This window comes from Candidatus Poriferisodalis sp., from assembly GCF_965204195.1.
Lineage (GTDB): Bacteria > Actinomycetota > Acidimicrobiia > Acidimicrobiales > Poriferisodalaceae > Poriferisodalis.
In genome coordinates this window covers 2,143,697-2,162,754 of the sequence record NZ_OZ241975.1, presented here as the reverse complement: position 1 = coordinate 2,162,754, position 19,058 = coordinate 2,143,697, and the positions used below count along the sequence as shown (strand labels likewise).

Annotated in this window: 13 protein-coding genes; 4 read left to right on the top strand and 9 right to left on the bottom strand. The window is 66.9% G+C overall.

Annotated elements, in window-relative coordinates; all coding sequences use genetic code 11:
• Nucleotides 1–34 precede the first annotated feature (34 nt).
• The 8 genes from ACOGI8_RS09545 to ACOGI8_RS09510 form a co-directional block, all read right to left on the bottom strand.
• Nucleotides 35–2,062 carry an acetyl/propionyl/methylcrotonyl-CoA carboxylase subunit alpha gene (locus ACOGI8_RS09545; RefSeq protein ID WP_419853569.1) on the bottom strand — a complete coding sequence of 676 codons (2,028 nt, stop codon included), beginning with the start codon at nucleotides 2,060–2,062 and terminating at the stop codon, nucleotides 35–37.
• A 203-nt stretch (nucleotides 2,063–2,265) separates the two neighbouring features.
• Complete coding sequence (locus ACOGI8_RS09540; protein ID WP_419853568.1) at nucleotides 2,266–3,888, bottom strand: carboxyl transferase domain-containing protein; 1,623 nt, start codon at nucleotides 3,886–3,888, stop codon at nucleotides 2,266–2,268.
• Nucleotides 3,888–4,184: a hypothetical protein gene (locus ACOGI8_RS09535; protein ID WP_419853567.1), complete on the bottom strand. Its 297-nt coding sequence runs from the start codon at nucleotides 4,182–4,184 to the stop codon at nucleotides 3,888–3,890. The genes ACOGI8_RS09540 and ACOGI8_RS09535 overlap by 1 nt, the downstream gene beginning before the upstream one ends.
• A gap of 4 nt (nucleotides 4,185–4,188) precedes the next feature.
• A complete protein-coding gene (locus ACOGI8_RS09530) occupies nucleotides 4,189–4,434 on the bottom strand; it encodes a hypothetical protein (RefSeq protein ID WP_419853566.1) in 246 nt (81 codons plus the stop codon).
• Nucleotides 4,435–4,498: 64 nt separating this feature from the next.
• Nucleotides 4,499–7,288 (bottom strand): DNA methyltransferase, encoded by a 2,790-nt coding sequence (locus ACOGI8_RS09525; RefSeq protein ID WP_419853565.1) that lies wholly within the window; start codon nucleotides 7,286–7,288, stop codon nucleotides 4,499–4,501.
• A gap of 129 nt (nucleotides 7,289–7,417) precedes the next feature.
• Nucleotides 7,418–7,882, bottom strand: a complete 465-nt coding sequence (locus ACOGI8_RS09520; RefSeq protein WP_419853564.1) for a hypothetical protein — start codon at nucleotides 7,880–7,882, stop codon at nucleotides 7,418–7,420.
• The gene (locus ACOGI8_RS09515) at nucleotides 7,764–10,451 is read right to left on the bottom strand and encodes a DEAD/DEAH box helicase (protein ID WP_419853563.1); all 2,688 of its coding nucleotides are present in this window, start codon (nucleotides 10,449–10,451) and stop codon (nucleotides 7,764–7,766) included. Before ACOGI8_RS09515 ends, ACOGI8_RS09520 begins: the two co-directional genes overlap by 119 nt.
• Nucleotides 10,452–10,601: 150 nt before the next feature.
• Entirely contained in the window at nucleotides 10,602–11,768 is a 1,167-nt protein-coding gene (locus ACOGI8_RS09510; RefSeq protein ID WP_419853562.1) for a hypothetical protein, read from the bottom strand.
• Between the two features lie 120 nt (nucleotides 11,769–11,888).
• On the opposite strand from ACOGI8_RS09510, the gene ACOGI8_RS09505 reads away from it, so the two are divergent.
• From ACOGI8_RS09505 to ACOGI8_RS09495, 3 genes are read left to right on the top strand one after another with little or no spacing between them, the layout of a single operon-like run.
• Nucleotides 11,889–14,384 carry a CoA transferase gene (locus tag ACOGI8_RS09505; RefSeq protein ID WP_419853561.1) on the top strand — a complete coding sequence of 832 codons (2,496 nt, stop codon included), beginning with the start codon at nucleotides 11,889–11,891 and terminating at the stop codon, nucleotides 14,382–14,384.
• A gap of 51 nt (nucleotides 14,385–14,435) precedes the next feature.
• Nucleotides 14,436–15,536, top strand: coding sequence for an LLM class flavin-dependent oxidoreductase (locus ACOGI8_RS09500; RefSeq protein WP_419853560.1), 1,101 nt, complete (start codon nucleotides 14,436–14,438; stop codon nucleotides 15,534–15,536).
• The gene (locus tag ACOGI8_RS09495; protein ID WP_419853559.1) at nucleotides 15,533–17,917 is read left to right on the top strand and encodes a molybdopterin-dependent oxidoreductase; all 2,385 of its coding nucleotides are present in this window, start codon (nucleotides 15,533–15,535) and stop codon (nucleotides 17,915–17,917) included. The genes ACOGI8_RS09500 and ACOGI8_RS09495 overlap by 4 nt, the downstream gene beginning before the upstream one ends.
• A 25-nt stretch (nucleotides 17,918–17,942) precedes the next feature.
• Here ACOGI8_RS09495 and ACOGI8_RS09490 read toward each other — a convergent pair whose 3' ends face one another.
• The gene (locus ACOGI8_RS09490; protein WP_419853558.1) at nucleotides 17,943–18,632 is read right to left on the bottom strand and encodes a TIGR02453 family protein; all 690 of its coding nucleotides are present in this window, start codon (nucleotides 18,630–18,632) and stop codon (nucleotides 17,943–17,945) included.
• A 121-nt stretch (nucleotides 18,633–18,753) separates the two neighbouring features.
• On the opposite strand from ACOGI8_RS09490, the gene ACOGI8_RS09485 reads away from it, so the two are divergent.
• Nucleotides 18,754–19,008, top strand: coding sequence for a DUF6457 domain-containing protein (locus tag ACOGI8_RS09485; protein ID WP_419853557.1), 255 nt, complete (start codon nucleotides 18,754–18,756; stop codon nucleotides 19,006–19,008).
• Nucleotides 19,009–19,058 lie beyond the last annotated feature (50 nt).

The following is a 19,058-nucleotide window of genomic DNA, read 5'->3' as shown; positions in this document are numbered from 1 at the left end:
GCTGGACCCGTCGAGTCAGGCGTGCTCGGCGCTGTCAAGCAGGATCGGGCGGCAGGTCGTGCCCGTGCTGTTCGAAGCTGACGAGGATTTGGTTGGCTTCGACGGCGTCGCCGGCGCTGCAGCGGATCTCGGCGACCGTTCCGGCCCCGTGCGCTGTCAACGAGTGGAGCATCTTCATCGCCTCCACCACCACGACCACGTCGCCGGCGGCCACCACGTCGCCAATGACGACGGGAACTTGGACAACCACGGCGGGGAAGGGCGCTGCAACAGCGTCGACCGAGCCGGTGTCGTCGGTTGCGGTGGGTGCCCACGCGTCGGACCGGTCGGGCACCTCGAAGGTGACGGTGTGCCCGGCGATGTTGACCGCCACGGAACCGGCATTGGCGCTGCTGGCCGTGGCGAGGTTGGGGGGCGCTTGCCGCGGGTCGTTCGCCGTCGGGCCGGTCGGCGCGTCACTGCCGGTGCCGTTCATGGCTTCGGCGCTGACCTCGTGCAGCAGGCCTGCGCTGTCACGCAGCAGAACTGCTGCCTCGGCACGGTGCTCAGTCAGGCGGAACGACCCGAGCGCCGACCAGGGGCCGGCTGGCTGGGCGGCCCGCTGGCACCGCAGCCGGGTCAGCCATGCCGCTGCCGCTACTGGTGCAGCATCGTCCACCAACGGTGGCGCTGGCATCGCTCCCGATCCGGGTGGCTCTGTCGCATCGCCAGACTTCTCGCCGAGGCCGGGTGCGCTGGTGGGACTGTCGGGCTGCAGTGCGTCGATGACGTTGGTGGTCATCCCGCCGCTTCGCAGCGCGGGCATGTCCGTCAGCCAGCGCAGGAAACCGGCATTGGTAGGCACGGGCCCCACGACGAGCCCATCGAGCGCATCGCGCAGCGCATCCAGCGCCGATGCCCGGTCGGGGCGCGTGACGATCAGCTTGGCGATGAGCGGGTCGTAGTAGGGAGTGACCTCGGACCCTTCGGCGACCGAGGCATCCCAACGCACGCCGGCAGGCACCGACAGGTGGCGCACCGGGCCTGCCCGCGGGCTGAAGTCGTCGTAGGGATCCTCGGCGTTGATGCGAGCCTCGATGCTGTGCCCTGTGAACGTCACATCAGATTGGCCGAGGCCCAACGGCTGGCCAGTCGCCGCCCGCAACTGGAGTTCCACCAGGTCCAGGCCGGTGACCGCCTCGGTCACCGGATGCTCCACCTGCAGGCGAGTGTTCATCTCCAAGAAGAAGAACTCGCCGGATGCCGCATCGACGATGAACTCCACCGTGCCCGCATTGTCGTACCCGATGTGCCGGGCGAGCGCCACCGCGGCATCATGCAGGCCGTCGCGGGTGGCTGCAGGCAGATTCGGCGCCGGGGCTTCCTCGATCAGCTTCTGGTAGCGGCGCTGCGACGAGCAGTCGCGGGTGCCGAGATGGACGACGTTGCCGTGCCGGTCGCCGATCAGCTGTACCTCGACGTGCCGCGGCTGGGAGATGTAGCGCTCCATGATCACCCGGTCATCGCCGAACGAGCGCGTCGCCTCAGTGCGCGCTTCACTCAGCGCAGTGTCGAACTCGCCGGCCGAGCGCACGATCCGGATGCCCTTGCCGCCGCCACCGGCCGACGCCTTGACCAGCACCGGGAAGCCGATCTGATCGGCAGCAGCGGCTAGGTCGCCATCGCTCGCGCCCGGAATCGTCGGCACTCCGGCTGCCTCGGCCAAGGCACGTGCTTCGATCTTGGCTCCCATCTGAGCGATGGCCTCTGGATGCGGCCCCACCCAGACCAGGCCCGCATCGATGACCGCCTGGGCGAAGGCCGCGTTCTCGGACAGGAACCCGTAGCCGGGATGCACGGCATCGGCATGGTTGTCACACCCCGCGGCAACGATGGCGCTCATGTCCAGGTACGAACGATCGAGTGCCGCCGGCCCGATGCAGATTGCCTCATCGGCGTCGCGCAGGAAAGGCGCATCGCGGTCGGGTTCGGCATACACCGCGACGGTCTGCCAGCCCAGCCGCCGAGCAGTGGCGAACACACGGCTCGCGATCTCGCCCCGGTTTGCCACCAGCAGCTTCACGACGGACCTGCCTTGCCAGACGCCGATGCGCGGCATCGCTGCCGGTGTGGCGCGAGCACCGCCTCGACGTGCGTCGGCCCGCAGACGCGCGAGGAGCGAAGCGGGTCGAACGTGACAGACACGCGTAGAGCTTGCGGTCGGCGGTGCCGTTGCCGTAGAGCGCGCGAGGAGCGAAGCGGGTCGAACGTGACAGACACAGCCAGCTACATCCTGTAGACGAGGCCGCTGCCGGGAGCGGGGGCGTCCTGGCGTGCCGCTAGCGCGAGGCAGAGCCCAAGCGTGTCGCGGGTGTCGGTGGGGTCGATGAGTCCGTCGTCCCACAGGCGCGCAGTGGCGTAGTAGGGGTCGCTCTGGCGCTCATACTGGTCGGCCACCTCGGCCCGCATGGCAGCGATCTCTTCGTCGGTGGTCTCGGTGCCGCGCATGCCGGCCAGGCGGATGTCCACCAGCACTGTCTGAGCAGTCTCGGCCGACATGGTGGCGATGCGGCTGTTCGGCCATGCAAACAGGAGTCTGGGGTTGAAGCCCCGCCCGCACATGCCGTAGTTGCCGGCGCCGTAGGAGCCCCCGATGAGCACCGTGTAGCGGGGCACGGTGGCGTTGGCCACAGCGGAAACCATCTTCGCCCCGTGCTTGGCAATGCCCGCTGCCTCCGAGTCGCTGCCGACCATGTAGCCCGTGGTGTTCTGCAGGAACAGCAGCGGCACCCGGCGCTGCTCGCAGAGCTCGATGAAGTGTGTGGCCTTCAGAGCGTCGGAGGAGAAGATGATCCCGTTGTTGGCGATGATGCCCACCTGGAAGCCCCAGATGCGGGCGAAGCCGCAGGTGATGTGCTCACCCCATTCGGGCTTGAACTCGCCGTAGCGGGAGCCGTCGACGAGCCGGGCGATGATCTCGCGGGCATCGAAGCCGATGCGGTCGTCGGCGGAGATCACGCCGTAGATCTCGGCCGGGTCGAAATGCGGGACTTCCGGCTCGGACCACGACAGCCAGCCCTCCCGGTGGTCGACCAGCCGTTGGTTGGCGGCGGCGCAGAGCTCGCGCAGCTTGCCGTAGGCGGATCGCTCGTCGGGTGCCATGTAGTCGGACACGCCCGAGATGCGCGTGTGCAGCGCCGCCCCGCCGAGGTCGTCGGGCTCGATGATCTCGCCGAGGGCCGCCTTCACGATCGGGGGACCGCCCAGGTAGATGCGCCCGATGCCCGACACCATGATGACTTCGTCGCTGAGCGCGGGCACGTACGCCCCGCCGGCGGTGCAGCCGCCGAGCACCACCGAGATCTGCGGCAAGCCCTGGGCTGACAGCCGGGCTTGGCGGTAGAAGCTGCCGCCGAAATGGTCCTTGTCGGGGAAGATGTCGTCCTGCAGCGGCAGGAACGCCCCGCCGGAATCCACCAAGTAGATGACGCCGAGGCCGTTCTCGGCGGCGATGTCCTGGGCTCGCACGTGCTTCTTGATGCTGATCGGCAGCAGCGAGCCGCCCTTCACGGTGGCGTCGTTGGCGATGAACATCCACGGCACGCCATGGACCACGCCGATGCCGGTGACGATGCCGGCGCCCGGGGCGCTGTTGTCATACATGTCCCAGCCGGCCAGCGTGGACAGCTCCATGAACGGCGTGTCGGCGTCGCACACCAGATCGATCCGGTCGCGAGGCAGGATCTTTCCCCGGTTGTGATGGCGCTCGATGGAGCGCTCGCGGCCCGCACCGCCGGAGATGGCGAACTGCTGGCGATCACGCAACGTCACGAGCAAGTCGGCATAGGCAGCAGCGTTCTTGGAGAACTCGCTGCTGCCGGTATCGATGCGGCTCTCGAACTGTCTCATCAACCCGTACTGCTATAGAGAGCCTGCACTTCATCGACGGGCAGCCCGAGCAGCTTGGCGATGCGCTCCGGTGAACTGCCAGTACGGCGTGCCTCCTCGACTAGGTCGCATACGCGCTGGCCGTCGTTCGCGGCGCGCAGAGCACAGCGCCAGAGTTCCTGTTCCGCTGTGGTCATCGGAGTCGTGTGGTTGGGGTCCAGTGAATGCGCATACGCGCAGATCTCATCGGCATGCGCTTCGCAGTAGCTGTCGATTTCCTCTTCGGTCATTCCCGAGAAGTCGAGATTCAGAGGCATGTCTTCACCTTAGGCGTGTCGTTCTCGCTGGCATCGCGTGGATGATCCGGAGCTTCCCGCCGGCACCGTCATCCACGATCACGAGCTCGAGGAATGCGCCGTCGCGTCGGGAGCCGATGGCGAAGATGCGCCCGTCGTCTCCGAAGTCGATCTGGTGAGGGTTACGAAGGGCATGCAAGATGTCGGCATCGGGCACGCCGTGGCGACGCGCTGACGGCGTGATAGCCGCTGGATCCTCGTCATTGCCCATCTGCGCGGCACGGTAAGAACGGCGACGTGCTCGCTGCAAGCGAATTTCGACGGCGTATACAGCTTCAGACGATGAGAGGGTCGAGCCAGGCGTCGGGATGGATGACGGTGTTCATCTCAGCACCGGTGTGAGTGATGACCTTGACAGCGATGGGCCGTCCATCCGGCGGGATCGGAAACGGCTGCGACCGAAACGAGATGATCTGCGCCTCGGCGTCGGATGCAAGGTCACCGGCAAGCGATTTCATGGCTGCCTTGAGTCCGGCACTGTTACGGACACCGTTGGGGAAGTAGGTGAGGCGGGCAAGGAACTGCATCTGGTCGTGGTCTGTATCGACCATCCAGCAATCGATGCCGTCTTCGTCGGTCTCGCGCACCATGCCGCTCGACGGGTCATATGCGTCACAGCCCAGCAGGCGCACCGTGAGCGAGGTGCCGTCCGATGTGCGACGCACCTCGCAGTCCGGTTCCCCGAGCAGTGTGAACGTTCCGCCGTCGGCATCCTTGCGAGCCAGTTCGGGTATCTGCAGATCTTTTGACGCCACGACCCGGTGAACCGAGCATGCGCCGATGCGTGCAGGCACGTCAGGCTCGAACGCGAAACCGACCGCGATGAGGTTCTCGCAATCGGCGGCGTTCTGGCGCGCTTCGATAACTGCTCGCTGTGCCTGTGCCATGGTCACGGTGGCATCTGGCGCAGCGATCATCAGCGCGGCGGCAATCTCGGTGTCCCGGCCGGGCCGTGTGCATGTCACGCCGTGGGAGGCGAGGTGGGTGTCAGGCCAACGCTCGTGGTCGATGACTTGCAGCAGCACAGTGCCGGTTGAATCGCAGATTGGCGATCGGTACAGCGCATCGACGATCGTCTTCTCGGTATCTCCCGAGGCAAGGCCGAAGTCGACGATGGGCGTTTCGCTGCCGTCGAGATCGGTGACCTCGTCTGCCCCTGTGCTTGGTGATGTTCGATTCGAGGCGCCGTCGAAGGGCAGGTACGAGTAGGGGGAGTGCGATTCGACGGTGAATGGGCTGGCGAGCCGGACGCGTTTGGCCTCGGTCTCAGTCTGGTCGACGAGCTTGATGATGTTGTCGGGATGGCTCCAGTCGGTATTCGGATCGGCGAGGCGACCGGCGGACACTTTGCGCATCGTCTTGCAGATGAAGTCGGCAGCCGGGTCGGTGCCGCCATCTGTGGTGCGATGCCACGTGTAGGTGGAGGTCATGAACTTCTGACGGGCGACGGCGATGGCGACGCGGCTGACATCCATCGTGATCCAGCGCCGCCCCCACTCCTCGGCCACATCCGCGGTGACCCCGGACCCGCACGTCGGGTCAAGCACCAAATCGCCCGGATCGGTAGTCATCAGCACGCACCGCTCGACGATTGAACTAGCCGTCTGAACGACATAACGCTTTTGGCCTCGCACCGTCACTGAGTTGTGCCAGACATTGTCAATCCGACGTCCGGCGGTCTCGGACTCCAATTGCTTCCAATACAGCGCGCGCTTCGTGCCGTATAGACGGTTGGTCCATCCGAGCCAGCACAAGCCGCATGGCTCGGAATCGGGACACGGAGGCGAAGCCTCCGTGCGCGCGCCATTGTCGTCCGGCGGGGTACACACTGGTGCGTCTCCGGCATGGACGGAGACGCACCAGTGTCGTCCGTCCCCGCAGTGGTACCTATGACCATCGTACTCAACCCAGCGTGTACGACCGGTAGTGGATGCGCCCATCGAAGTGAGATTTTCTCGGTTCCAGATCACTGCACCCGCCGGAAGTTCAGCCTCTGGCCGTTCTCGCTCCCGCGCCGTCATTCCTCGGCTACGGCGATCTACTTCTTCGACCATCGGCGTCGAGAATCCCCCAAACAGGTCAGCGACGCCTTTGCGGTCGAGAGGCTCGTATAGCTGCCGGTATCTGCACCGAGACTTGTCCTTGGCGTACCAGAGAAGGTACGAAGCGCTCTCTGGCAGCGTCCTTGCCGAGGAGCCTCCGGTTGGTCGCCAAGTGATGGTCGCAACCCGGTTTTCCGGGCCGAAGACCTCGTCGAGTACCAGCGCTAGACGGTGGACGTTGATGTCTCCGATCTGGCAAAACAGTGAACCAATGTCCGTGAGCAATTCGCGTGCGAGTACGGCGCGTTCGTGGATGCCGTCGAGGTAGGAGTGGATGCCGTTGCGGTAGCTGTCGCGAAACGCCCGTAGCGGGGCGGTGTCGCCCGCGGGCAGCCCGTCGAGCTTTTCGGGGGTCTCAAGCTTGCCGGTTGAGGTCTGGAAGTTGGACTTGAAGTTCTGCCCGTAGGGCGGGTCGAAGTAGATCATCTGCACCTGTCCGCGCAAGCCGTCCTTGGCGATGAGTGACTGCATCACCGCTGACGAGTCGCCGTGAATCAACCGGTTCTGCCAGTGACCTGCGTGCTGGTACCACTCCCATTCGACCGCGTCGTCGGCCAAGCCGTCGAAGTCGAGCTGCAACGAACGGGCGGCATCGGGCCGGCGCAATTGCTCCACGAGCGACGCCGGTGTGACCTTCTCGCGGGTGTACAGCGGCGCACCGGAGAACTCGTGCTCGGCGTCGGCCTGCTCCCCGCCATCGATTGTCGAAGTAGGGCCTTGACGATCCCAGGCCAGCACGGGGTGCGTGCTCAGATCACGGTCGAGCTTCACATCGGCACGGTCGACCGCCGCCTCGTATGCCCGCGCTATGGCCTCGGGCAGCCGACGCGACGCGCTGAACGGCGCTGGCGCTCGGTCGTCATCGCCCATTAGCGGCGCCGTCTCGGCCGTGGGCTGATTGACGCGAGACGCGGAAGCGTGTTCGTACGCGCCGGGTTCAGACTCGTTCGGCGTTTTCGCCATGATGGTCTCCTCGTCGAAGTGCACAAGTGCGGCCGGCTGGTGTGGCGTTCGTGCGTGCAGGCCGGCTATCGCCGCGCGTAGAGCCGGGATGCCCAACGACGCCTGACCGCTGCATGCGGGCGCAAACTCTCATGGCGACGCCTGCGCCAAGTCGTTGATACGTCCGGGCAGATGGGCGGCGTCGGTAATGACCTCATAGGCCCAGCGGCGCAACTCAGCGGGCAGCTCCGGAGTGCCCTCAACAGCGGGAATCCAGTGCTCACGCGTCCATCGCTCGGCCGCAATCGCCTTGTCGTCGACGATGCCCTTGCACTCGATGACGACATTCAGCCCGTTGGCCAGTCGGGCGACGAAGTCCGGTTCATAGTTCCGCCAAGCACCGTCGAAGTGGTACGGCAGAGACCAGCCGAGGCTGAAGTTGCGGGCCCAGGCGGCTACTGCGGGATGCTTGTCGAGGATGCGTGCTGAGTCACGCTCAAGACGCGAGTGGCACGCTGCATGCGACAGCTCGCTGTTGCGGGCCGCGTGAATGTGGCGCAGCGTCGTCTCGAAGCTGACGTCGGCCGTATCGCCCAGCGATGGTTGTCCCAGCACCGCTCGGCGCAAGTGCGCCGCGGGCATGTTGGGGCTGCCGTCCTCTCCCACATCCGAAGTGGGGGGGGGGGGGGGTCACCGCGAAGCGGCATGCCGCGATGAGCCCGTTGTAGAACTCGCGCTTGTTCCTGTGGCGCAACAGCACCGACGCGCTTGCGCATTTCACATCGGGATGAGCGAGCCAGTCATCCAGTGCGCGGTAGGCCGACGCGAACAGTGAGCATCGCCCGACGCCATGCAAGCTGTCGGCGGATTCGCCGGGCGCCTGGAGCGATGCCGCATTGTCTGCAACCGTGAGCAGGTTCGCGATCTCGGCGGCACAGCGGACGCGAGCCGTCTTGTCTCGACGCCAATCGTCGGGCGACAGGAGGTTTGTCTCGCCGGTTACACCTGCCACCTCGACCAACTCGGCAGAGGCATCCTCGCTCAGCACGGCTAGGTGCACCGCTGCGGGATCCAGAACGAACCCGGCGGGCGGCGCCACTGTTCGATACTCGATCACGTGGGGCCAGGTGATCCTGTGGTTGCCACGTCCCCGCACCGTACGGACTTCCGTGCGATCTGGCGGCGGCGTTCCGCGGTGCGATCCCCGCGCAGGCATGAATTCGAATGGGATGCCAAGCACCTCGGCGTACTCGGGGGAGAGGAGGTGCTCCTTGCCGGGCTCGTCGCGGAACGATTCGTAGGACGTGCGGCGCAGCGCCCTACCGGTCACCTGCTCGCACAGCAACTGCGACGAGAACGCACGGAAGCCCACGATCTGATTGACGGTGCGGGCATCCCAGCCTTCGGTGAGCATCGACACCGAGATGACGCAGCGCACTCCCGCCCCGAGCCGGCCTGGCTTGCCCACAGTGTTGAGCGCCTCGCGTACTGCATCGGGTGGTACGTCCTCGCCCATGTGGGCTGCCTGCTCGCGCATCAGCTTGGCGAAACGCGTGGTGATGGCGTCATCGTCATCGGGCCGGGAATGGACCAGCAGCGTCCGCGGATCGGCTCTCCAGCGAGGCACAGCACCATCTGCTCCGTCGACCACATTGGAGAACTCCGCGAACCGCCCCGCCACCAGCGCCCCGTCCGCGGTCTCGCAACCGGCTATGTGCTCGTACAGCGCCACCGCGTTGTCGATGGTGTTCGCCACCACGATCATCACCGGGGGCGTGGGCTGGCGATCCTGCGTGTCCTCGTGTGTGCGGCGCCATTCGTTGACCGAGGCACTGAGGGCGTCTTCGAGCGGTTGCGGCAGCGTTACGGCGGGATCGGCACTGCGCTTGGGGAGCTTCTTGGTCGGAGTGGCGTCGTAGAGCCGGCGCCACGCAGTTCGCGCCTGCTCCGTGTCGTCGTCGATGGGCACCCGCGGCACCTTGACCAAGCCCGACTCGATGGCGTCCATCAAGCCGAAGTCGGAAGTGACCCATTCGAACATCGGCGATTCGCCGCGATTGGCTCGGGCGATCCACATCGGTGTCGCCGAGAAGTCGTAGACCGGCGACGCTTGGCCGCCGAACCGGTCCAGTTCGCCCAGCGCTCCCATGTCACGCAGCGTGCGAATGGCGCTGAACCACACTGCGGCGATCTTGTTCTCGTTCCTTTCCTCTGCAGATTGCTTCGCTCGTCCGTCCGTGGCAGGCAGGTAGCAGTGGTGCGCCTCATCGTTCATGACGACGAGGTCGCCGTGGGTGCGACGACGCTTGAGCAAGTCGCCGACTACGCGACGCACCATCGCGGCGGGCGTCTCGGTTTGATCGGCCCGAACCGCGCCGAGAACGGCCTTCTGGGCGCCGGTGGATTCGGTGGGATCGCGACGGCGAAACGCCTGAAAGTTCACGATCTCGACCCGGGCAGCGTGCAAGTCGCGCCAAAGATCCTTCGGCACGAGGCTGAACTCTTCGTACACGTTTCCTGGGTGCGAGGGCCGCAGGACGGCAAGGCGGTCACGCACCGTCAGGCCGGGGGTGAGCACGAGGAACCGCGACGAGTGCTGGAGGTTGCGTCTGCGGCGTGAGCGCACCGCGTTGAGCGTCTGCCACGCGATGAGCATTCCCATGACAGCGGTCTTGCCGGTACCGGTTGCCATCTTGGCGCAGTAGCGGACAATGCCGTCGTTGTGGTCGCGCGCTGCTGCCTCGATATCGCGGCGCTCAGGTGTGTCCCTTCGGGCGACCTCTCGCAACCAGATCAGCGTTTCGATGGCTTCGCGTTGGGCGAAGAACGGGCGAAGCTGGCGGTGCGCGGAATCCTCCGCCCAGTGCACCAAGAGCCTTCGCGTGACTGACGTGGTGCCTTCGTATCCGCTGAGCCGCCACGTTCGGACATGGTTTCGGATCTCATTGATCAGCTTGTTCGACGTCGACATCGCGTCGAAGTCCATCGCCAGCATCCCGGTCTTCGCGTCGTCGGGTACCGGCCGGAGCAAAGCGGACGGGCGACGCCCGGTGAGTGGTGCCTGACCGGCCAGGGCACGGCCGGCTTCATCTAGCTGCCAATGCAGATCGGGCTCGGCGTAAGGCGAGCAGATGATCGGATCGACGGCCGGATCAAAACCGGGGCCGCTTGTTGTTTCAGCCACCGCAGTACCTGCCCCGGCAGCCAGTCGGCCGAACACGCATGGATCGCAAACTAACGAACCGGTGCAACAACGTCCGGCATTGGCGCCTCCATGTGTCGGTGCAATGAACGGATCTATGCCGCAGCGACAAGGAATCGCCCGTTCTGGCGCTCAGAAGTTGGGATCGTCTGGGTCCAGGCCCAGCAGCATGCGTCCTGCAGTGTCCATCTGGTAGCTGCCGACCATGAAGTGGCCGGCGACGGCCCTCACATCGTTCAGCAGGGTGCCGAGCGGTGACGATGTGTAGTTGGCAGTGCTGCCGGTGGCCGTCACCAGCGTTTCCACTGCAGCGATGCAGTTCTGCACGCTCCACGAACACGCCAAGCGCGCCCGAGCATGCTGCGCCGGCGTCACATCGCCGCAGGCTGAAGCGGTCTCCCATATCTCCGACAGCAGTTCGGCGACGAAGGCGCGACCGGCACCGGCGAGTGCGGTGGCGCGGGCCATCGCTGCCTGGGCGTCGGGCCGGTGGGCCAGGGCCGAGCGGTTGTACAGCGGGGTCTTGGCGTCGGCCAAGGCTGCGAACTCGTCGATGGCGCGGTCCGCTATACCCGATGCCACACCGGTCTTGGGGAAGGGGAATCGCAATCCCGACGGCAGGCGGTAGTAGGGGTGCTCGTTGGGCTTGGGCAGCGAGAAGTTCTCGACCACCGAGGCCCGCTGGTCGGGCACGAAGTGCTCATCCAGCACAACGTCGTGGCTGCCGGTGCCCCGCAGGCCCACGGTGTGCCAGGTGTCGTCGATCAGGCTGGTGTCGGCCGGAACAAGCACGAAGCACAGTTGCCTCGGACGGGTGCCGTCGACGATGTTGGCCAGGACCCACCAGTCGGCTGCGGTGCAGCCGCTCACGAATGGCCACCGGCCGTCGACGATCCAGCCGCCGTCGGCAGGCCGGGCCACTCCCTTGGGCACGCCGGAGCCGGCGATGACCGCATCTGGCTGCGCTGCGTAGAACTCTGCCACTGTGGCGGGTTCGAGGTAGGCGGCGAAGATCTCCGCTTCCTCGTTGCAGGTCATGGCGACCCAGCCCGCTGACGGGTGCTCATAGGCAACTCGCCGGCTGAACTCGATGAACTCGGCCGGGTGGCGCCCACCGCCGCCGAGCTCGGACGGCACGAGCAGTCGCATGAGGCCGAGCCGCCCCAGTTCGGCGACGATCTCGAGGTCAGGGTTGCGTACTGCGTCGCTGTGCTCGCCGCCGGCACGAACCCGCGCCAGCAGCTCGTCGGTCAGTTCCGGCGGGGGCGGGTGCTGCCACGGCGACGGGCTGTCGGCCATCCGGGCAAGCTAACCGCCGCGCAACGGCAAGCGCCTGCGTATCGTCGTACCGGCCCACACGGCGCGGCATTCCGTCCGGCGCAGAACCAGACACATCACGAGCGTGAGTTCAGGCACCACATGAAGGCATCCGAAGCCACCCAGCACACGGCATCTGCGCCGCTTGCGGGCATGACCGTTCTGGATCTCACTGATCACCGCGGCGAGTTCGGGCCGTGGATGCTGGGCGAGCTCGGTGCAGACGTGATCAAGGTGGAACCGCCCGGCGGCACTCCGGGTCGTGCGGCGCTGCCGCCGAGGCCGCAGCAGGGACCGACGGGCGACCTGCGCAGTTGGCAATTCTGCGCGTACAACTCCAACAAGCGCTCCATCGTGCTGGATCTGGATGACACCGACGACCGGCAGGTGTTCGAGGCCCTGGTCAAGCTCGGCGATTTTGTCTACGAGTCGGGTGTGCCAGGGGCGTTGGCTGCAGCCGGATACGCCCACGACGACCTCGCAGCACTGAACGAGAGCATCGTTCACGTACAGGTCACGCCGTTCGGCCTCGACGGGCCTCGCAGCGGTGATCCGGCCTCGGAGCTGTCGCTGGCGGCGCTCGGTGGGCCGGCAAACATGCAGGGCATCTTCGAGCGGGCGCCCGTGAAGGCATCGATCGCTCAGGCGTGGCGCCATGCGGGAGCGGAAGCCGCTGCGGCAGGGCTCATGGCCCACGCCCGCATGCGCGTCACCGGCTCGGCACAGCACGTCGGCGTGTCAGCTCAGGCGGCGATGACCTGGACGCTCCTCAATGCCATGGAGACCCACGCGATCTGCGGGCGCGACTTCAAGCGCTCGGGCACGGTCGCGCAGTTGGCCGTGCCGCTCGAGATGCGCTACCGCACCCAGGACGGCTGGGCGATCGGTGTCGCCCGGGGCGTGGCGACGGGTCGGCTGCTCGACTGGTACATCGAAGAAGGCCTCGCAGACGAGAGCTGGCGAGCCGAGGAGTGGGACACCTACGACCTGCGTGCCGCAGCCGGCGAACCGATCAGCCGGACGTTCGACGAGCTGTACCAGGCGATGGTGGGGCTGTGCGAACGGCACACGAACGGCGCACTCCTGCAGCGTTCGATGGTGCTGAAGGAGACGATTGCGCCAGTCCACACCGTGGCCGACCTTGTCCAGTTCGAGCACCTGCGCGTGCGCGACTTTTGGCGGTCAATGCAAGAGGGCGATGCGGCGGGAGTCGAGCTTCCCGGCGGCCCTGCGACCATCGACGGTGTCCGTGTCGGCACGAAGCGGCAGCCGCCACGCCTCGACGAGCACGGCGCAGATATCAGGTGGCAACTCGCTGAGGTCAGCGCCAATCCCGTGCCGCCGGCCGAGGCGCCCGCTCAACCGACAGCGTGGAGCGTGGGTGATGCCGATCTGCCTTTCGCCGGCCTGCGCGTAGCGGACTTCAGCTGGATCGGCGTGGGGCCCATCACGGCGAAGGCGCTCGCCGATCACGGCGCGACCGTGGTGCGGATCGAATCCAGCTCGCGACTCGACGGCCTGCGCGCCAACCCGCCGTTCAAAGACGACGTCATCGATATCGATATGGCCCACTTCTTCGGCACGTTCAACACGTCGAAGCTGAGCATTGACATCGATCTCAAGACGGCTGCTGGCGTCGACATCGCCCGTCGGATGATCGCGTGGGCAGATGTGGTGGTGGAAGCCTGGACACCGGGCACCTTTGCGCGCACCATCGCCAGCGATGAACTGATCGCCGAGCTGAACCCGAAGGCAATCGTGGTGCACACATCACTGCTGGCCAGCGGCGGACCGATGTCGGCGCTCGGCGGATTCGGCTATCACGCGGCCGCCATAGCGGGCTTCTACCCGGTCGTGGGCTGGCCCGATCTGCCGCCCGACGGCCCCTACCTCGCCTACACCGACACCATCTCCCCGCGGATCATCACCACCACACTGCTGGCGGCGCTGGATCGCCGTCGCCGAACCGGCGAGGGCTGCGTCATCGAAGCAGCGCAGCTCGAGTGCGGATTGCAGTTCCTGGCTCCCGAGCTGGCGGACTACGGCGAGAGCGGCACCGTGGCCACCCGCATGGGCAACCGCGACCCCGAGATGGCCCCGCAGGGGGTGTACCCGTGTGCGGGGGAGGACCGGTGGTGCGCGATCACCATCGCCGACGATGAGCAATGGGCGACGCTGGTGAAGCTCATGGATGCTCCGCAGTGGGCCCTAGCGCCCGAGCTGTCGACGGTGGAAGGGCGCCTCGCAGCCCACGATGCGATCGACGACGAGATCGCGGCGTGGACCGCCGATCAGGATGCAGCCTCGCTGGAACGGCAACTCCTTGATGCCGGGATCGCAGCAGGCATGGTGCAGCGCAGCAGCGACCTGCTCGCCGACCCGCAGTATGCGCACCGCGGCTTCCATCGGTGGCTGGAGCATCCCCGGATGGGGAAAGTGCCCTATTCGGGCCACCAGTACAAGATCGCCGGGTACGACCATGGACCGAGGTTTGCGGCGCCCATGATCGGACAGCACACCTACGACGTGCTCAGCGGCGAACTGGGCCTCAGCGATGACGAGATCGCAGAAGCCGCCGCAGCCGGCGCGCTGGGCTGACACCTCGACTCAGCGGGCGCACCCGCCTGCACGGCTCTTTAGCCTGACGCCGTGAGTGCTGCGGAGCCCCTGCCGCTGGGGGTGCTGGATCTGGCGACGGTGTCGCACGGGGCGACCAGTGCGCAGGCGCTGGCAGAGACCGCTGAACTGGCTCGGGCTGCAGACCGGCTGGGGTACCGGCGGTTCTGGGTAGCAGAGCATCACAACATGGACACGGTGGCGAGCACGTCTCCGGCTGTGCTGATCGCGCACCTGGCCGCGCAGACCGCCCAGATCAAGCTCGGCTCGGGCGGGGTGATGCTGCCCAATCACAGCCCGGCGGTCATTGCTGAGCAGTTCGCCATGCTCGAGGCACTGCATCCGGGCCGCATCGACCTCGGCATCGGCCGGGCTCCGGGCAGTGACAGGCTCAGCGCGGCCGCCGTGCGCTCGGGCGGCTCGCCCGCGCACGGGGCCGTGGCTGACCCGTGGCAGGTTGATGACTTCCCGTCCAATCTCATCGACCTGATGGGCTATCTCGGCGATGTGCGTACTACTGACGGCCCGTGGTCCGACTTCGCCGCCACGCCGGCCGCTGAGACCATGCCCCAGGTGGTGTTGCTGGGTTCGAGCGGCTATTCGGCGCAGCTCGCCGGGTACCTCGGATTGCCGTTCGCCTTCGCGAATCACTTCGGCGGCGGCGGAACGGCCCAAGCCGTCGAGCAGTACCGGCAGCGATTCGAACCGTCGGCCGTGCTCGACGAGCCGTACATCATCGTGAGCGTGGCGACGGTGGTGGCTGAAGACGCGCAGCGAGCCCGCCATCTGTCGGCACCGGGACGGCTGCGACGCTGGGGCATCCGCACCGGCCGCTTCTGGCCGCTGTACTCGCCCGCGGAGGCTCAGGCTCATCCCGAATGGGAGCGCGCGGCCGCCATGCCCGGCAACTCCGTGGTCGGCGATCCCGACGATGCGGTTGCCGGGTTGGAGCAGCTCGCTGCCGAGACCGGTGCTGCCGAGCTAATGGTGCACACCACCACCTTCGGTCTGCCCGAGCGCATCGAGAGCCTCGAACTGACGATGCAGGCATGGCAGCGGCGGGCAGTTGACACAACGGGGCCCGTGGAAGCGGCCGAGCCCGCCACCTCCGACGTCTCGGTCTCGGCCCCATGAGCGCGCCGGACGGCGCGACGGCGCCCGACGTGCGTACGACGGCCATGGGGACGCACTTCGGGTCGTTCCTGGTCGACTCGCGCGACGGCGAAGTGGTGGCCGTGCGCGGCCATCCCACTGACCCCGAGCCGTCCCACCTGGGGGAGTCGCTGCGCCACTTCGCGGAGAACCGGGTGATGCGGCCTGCCGTGCGGCAGTCCTGGCTGGCCGACGGGCCCGGCGCGGCCACTCACCTGCGCGGTAACGATCCGTTCGTCGAGGTCGACTGGGACACGGCACTCGACCTCGTGGCCGCCGAGCTGACCCGGGTACGCGACGACCATGGCAATTCGTCGATCTTCGGCGGTTCCTACGGGTGGGGTTCCGCAGGGCGATTCGGTCTGGCATCGAGCCAGCAGCACCGCTTCATGCGCTTCTTCGGCGGTTGCACCGACCAGAAGGGCACGTACTCCTCGGCCGCTGCCGAGGCGGTCTTCCCTTACATGGTCGGCACGAGCTATCACGCCGGGCTGGCACGGCAAACCTCGTGGTCGGTGATCTGCGAGCACACGGACCTGTTCGTGTGCTTCGGCGGTATGCGTGCCAGCAACAGTCACGTGACCTACGGCGGTCAGGGGCCGCACCATCACAACGACTGGGTCGCCCGTGCGAGCAGAGCAGGGGCGCAGTTCGTCAACGTCGGACCTCTGCGTGACGATTTCGACAAATCCGCAGATGCTCGCTGGCTCCCTATCCGGCCTGGCACCGACGTTGCGCTCATGGCGGGAATCATTCACACGCTCGTCACCGATGGGCTCGCTGACGAGGACTTCCTGGCAAGCCACTGCGAGGGCTGGGACCGGCTGCGCGCTCACATTCTCGGCGAGGGCCTCGCCGCGGCCTGTGGCGACTGGCGCGGCCCCACGCCGTGGGCCAGCGCTGTCGACTACGACACCCCCAAATCGGCACAGTGGGCGGCAGAGGTGACCGGCATCGACGCCGATGACATCGTCTCGCTGGCGCACGAGATGGCCGCCAAGCGCACGCTCGTCAACCTCTCTCTGTCCACCCAGCGGGCCCACCATGGCGAGCAGCCGTACTGGATGGCGCTGGCCCTGGCGTGTGTGCTCGGCCAGGTCGGGCTGCCCGGCGGGGGATACGCCTTCAGCTTCGGCACCCAGGGCAATACTGGTGCGGGGCAGACGAGGGCGCGCATACCGGGCCTGCCGGTGCCGATGCGCCAGCCGGGGCCTCCCACCATCGCCGTCTCGCGCATCACCGAGATGCTGGAACGGCCGCTTGAGCCGTACGACTTCGATGGCCGCAAGGGCCGCTTCCCCGACATCCGGCTCGTGTACTGGTCGGGCGGCAACCCCTTCCATCACCACCAGGACCTGAACCGATTGATGCGGGCGTGGCAGCGGCCCGAGACCATCGTGGTGCAGGAACCGTTCTGGTCGCCGGTTGCCCGGAGGGCCGACATCGTGCTGCCGGCAACGACGCCGCTCGAACGCAATGACATCGGCGGCGCCGAGACGATGTTGATCGCCATGGCCGCGGTGGCAGAACCGGTGGGGGAGTCGCGCGACGACTACTGGATCTTCGCTCGACTGGCCGAGCGCCTCGGCTTCGGGGAGCAGTTCACCGAGGGACGCACCGCCGACGAGTGGATAGAGGTCATCTACGAGATACACCGTGCTGCTGATCCGCAGGCGCCGACCTATGAAGAGTTCCGCGCCGAGGGTTACGCGATGGCCCCCGGCAAGGCGCTGATGGGGGAGCCCACGCAGGTCTATCTCGATGCGTTCCGCGCCGATCCCGAGGGCAAGCCGCTGCGCACGCCGAGCGGGCGGATCGAGCTGTGGAGCGAGACGATCGCCGGCTACGGCTACGACGACTGCCCGCCGCATCCGGCCTGGATGGAGCCCTTCGAGCGGCTGGGCGGCGCGGGGAGCGATCGTTGGCCATTGCACTTGGTGTCGAACCAGCCTCGGGCCCGCCTGCACAGCCAGTACGACCATGCCGCTCCCAGCCAGGCAACCAAGGTGGCGGGCCGCGAGCCGGTGCGCATGCACCCGGCGACTGCTGCGTCCCGCGGCATCGCTGACGGCGACGTGGTGCGGCTCTACAACGACCGGGGCGCGTGCCTGGCAGGCGCTGTTGTCGACGATGCCGTCATGCCCGAAGCGGTTCAGCTCTCGACCGGCGCGTGGTACGACCCCGCATCCGATGGCACCTGCCGTGCCGGCAATCCCAACACGCTGACCGCCGACGCAGGCACCAGCCGCCTGGCGCAGGGGCCGTCGGCGCACACGTGTCTCGTCGAGGTCGAACGGTATGACGGCGAACCGCCCCCGGTGGAGTCGTATCTGCCGCCGGAAATCATCCCGCTCAGAGGCTGAGCCGAACGGCGAAGCCGTGGTCCGCTCAGAAATTCAGCCCCACGGCCCCGCAGAGGAATGCCATGAGCGGGCGGGTCTCGTTGCACCATGCTGTGACCACAGACGGGAACTCCGGCTTGAGGGCCACGCCGTGGTCGAAGTCGCGCACCGCGATGAAGCTCTTGCGTTTGAGATCCTCGATCATCGGGTGGTCCGCCGACCAATCACGGGGCGAGCGCTTGAGCCGCTCGCCTTCCATGCGCCAGCCGTCGGTCTGGCAGGTATCCCGGGCCCCGATCCACGCCGCAGATCGCTCGTCGATGGCAACCCGGTAGGCCGCCAGCGCGTCTCGATCCGGCATCCAGCTGCCGGCACCGAAGAAGCAGCTCTCGGTGGACAGGTGAACGTAATAGCCCGGAGCATGCACATCGCCGCCCCGGACATGGCGGAACTGGATGCCCACGTTGGTCTTGTAAGGCGTCTTGTCGGCGGAGAAGCGCGTATCGCGGAAGACGCGCATCAGCGAGCCTCCGACCTTCGTGTCGCGTGCGGTCATGTGCGGTGAGATCTCGCCCAGCAATGCGCCCATGGCACGGATGAAGTCGAATGCAGGCTCGCGCACTTCCTCCTCGTAGCGCTCACGGTTCTCGTTGAACCACTCCCGGTTGTTGTTCGCCCCGAGTTCCTCGAGGAACTCGAACAGCTCCGGCCCAAAAATTCCCTCGTCGTCGCTCATGGGTGTCCTCTCGGCTCGGCCTCTCGCGGCGCCTACCGGGTTCGCACCGTAGCGATCCAATGAAGGTGGACGAGCCTGCATTGCCCGCGGCGATGCGACCGGCCAAACGTACGCTGTGGCGATGAGCGACGAGACGGGATCCGGGCCGCCGGGCACGACGGCGCAGGAGTGGTTGGCGGGCTTTGCCGCAGTGATCGGCGCGCCTGCGCCCGATGAGGCTGTCAATGAGGCGTTGCTGAATCTGGCAGGGGTGGCCGCGCACGACTCCGAGCGGATTGCGGCACCGATCGCCTGCTGGATGGCCGGCGTCGCCGGTGTGGACCCGGCGGAGGCCCTCGAACGTGCTCGGCGGTACGTCGAGAGCCGGGCCGGCTAAGAAGCTTCCTGCAGTTTCTGCAGCGGCCGACCTTGGCCCGCAGGGCGCCC

Coding starts and splice junctions, on each gene's coding strand:
- ACOGI8_RS09530 (WP_419853566.1), bottom strand. CDS start 4,434: ATGGGCAATGACGAGGATCCAGCGGCTATCACGCCGTCAGCGCGTCGC.
- ACOGI8_RS09495 (WP_419853559.1), top strand. CDS start 15,533: ATGAGCGCGCCGGACGGCGCGACGGCGCCCGACGTGCGTACGACGGCC.
- ACOGI8_RS09525 (WP_419853565.1), bottom strand. CDS start 7,288: ATGGCGAAAACGCCGAACGAGTCTGAACCCGGCGCGTACGAACACGCT.
- ACOGI8_RS09490 (WP_419853558.1), bottom strand. CDS start 18,632: ATGAGCGACGACGAGGGAATTTTTGGGCCGGAGCTGTTCGAGTTCCTC.
- ACOGI8_RS09540 (WP_419853568.1), bottom strand. CDS start 3,888: ATGAGACAGTTCGAGAGCCGCATCGATACCGGCAGCAGCGAGTTCTCC.
- ACOGI8_RS09505 (WP_419853561.1), top strand. CDS start 11,889: ATGAAGGCATCCGAAGCCACCCAGCACACGGCATCTGCGCCGCTTGCG.
- ACOGI8_RS09535 (WP_419853567.1), bottom strand. CDS start 4,184: ATGCCTCTGAATCTCGACTTCTCGGGAATGACCGAAGAGGAAATCGAC.
- ACOGI8_RS09485 (WP_419853557.1), top strand. CDS start 18,754: ATGAGCGACGAGACGGGATCCGGGCCGCCGGGCACGACGGCGCAGGAG.
- ACOGI8_RS09510 (WP_419853562.1), bottom strand. CDS start 11,768: ATGGCCGACAGCCCGTCGCCGTGGCAGCACCCGCCCCCGCCGGAACTG.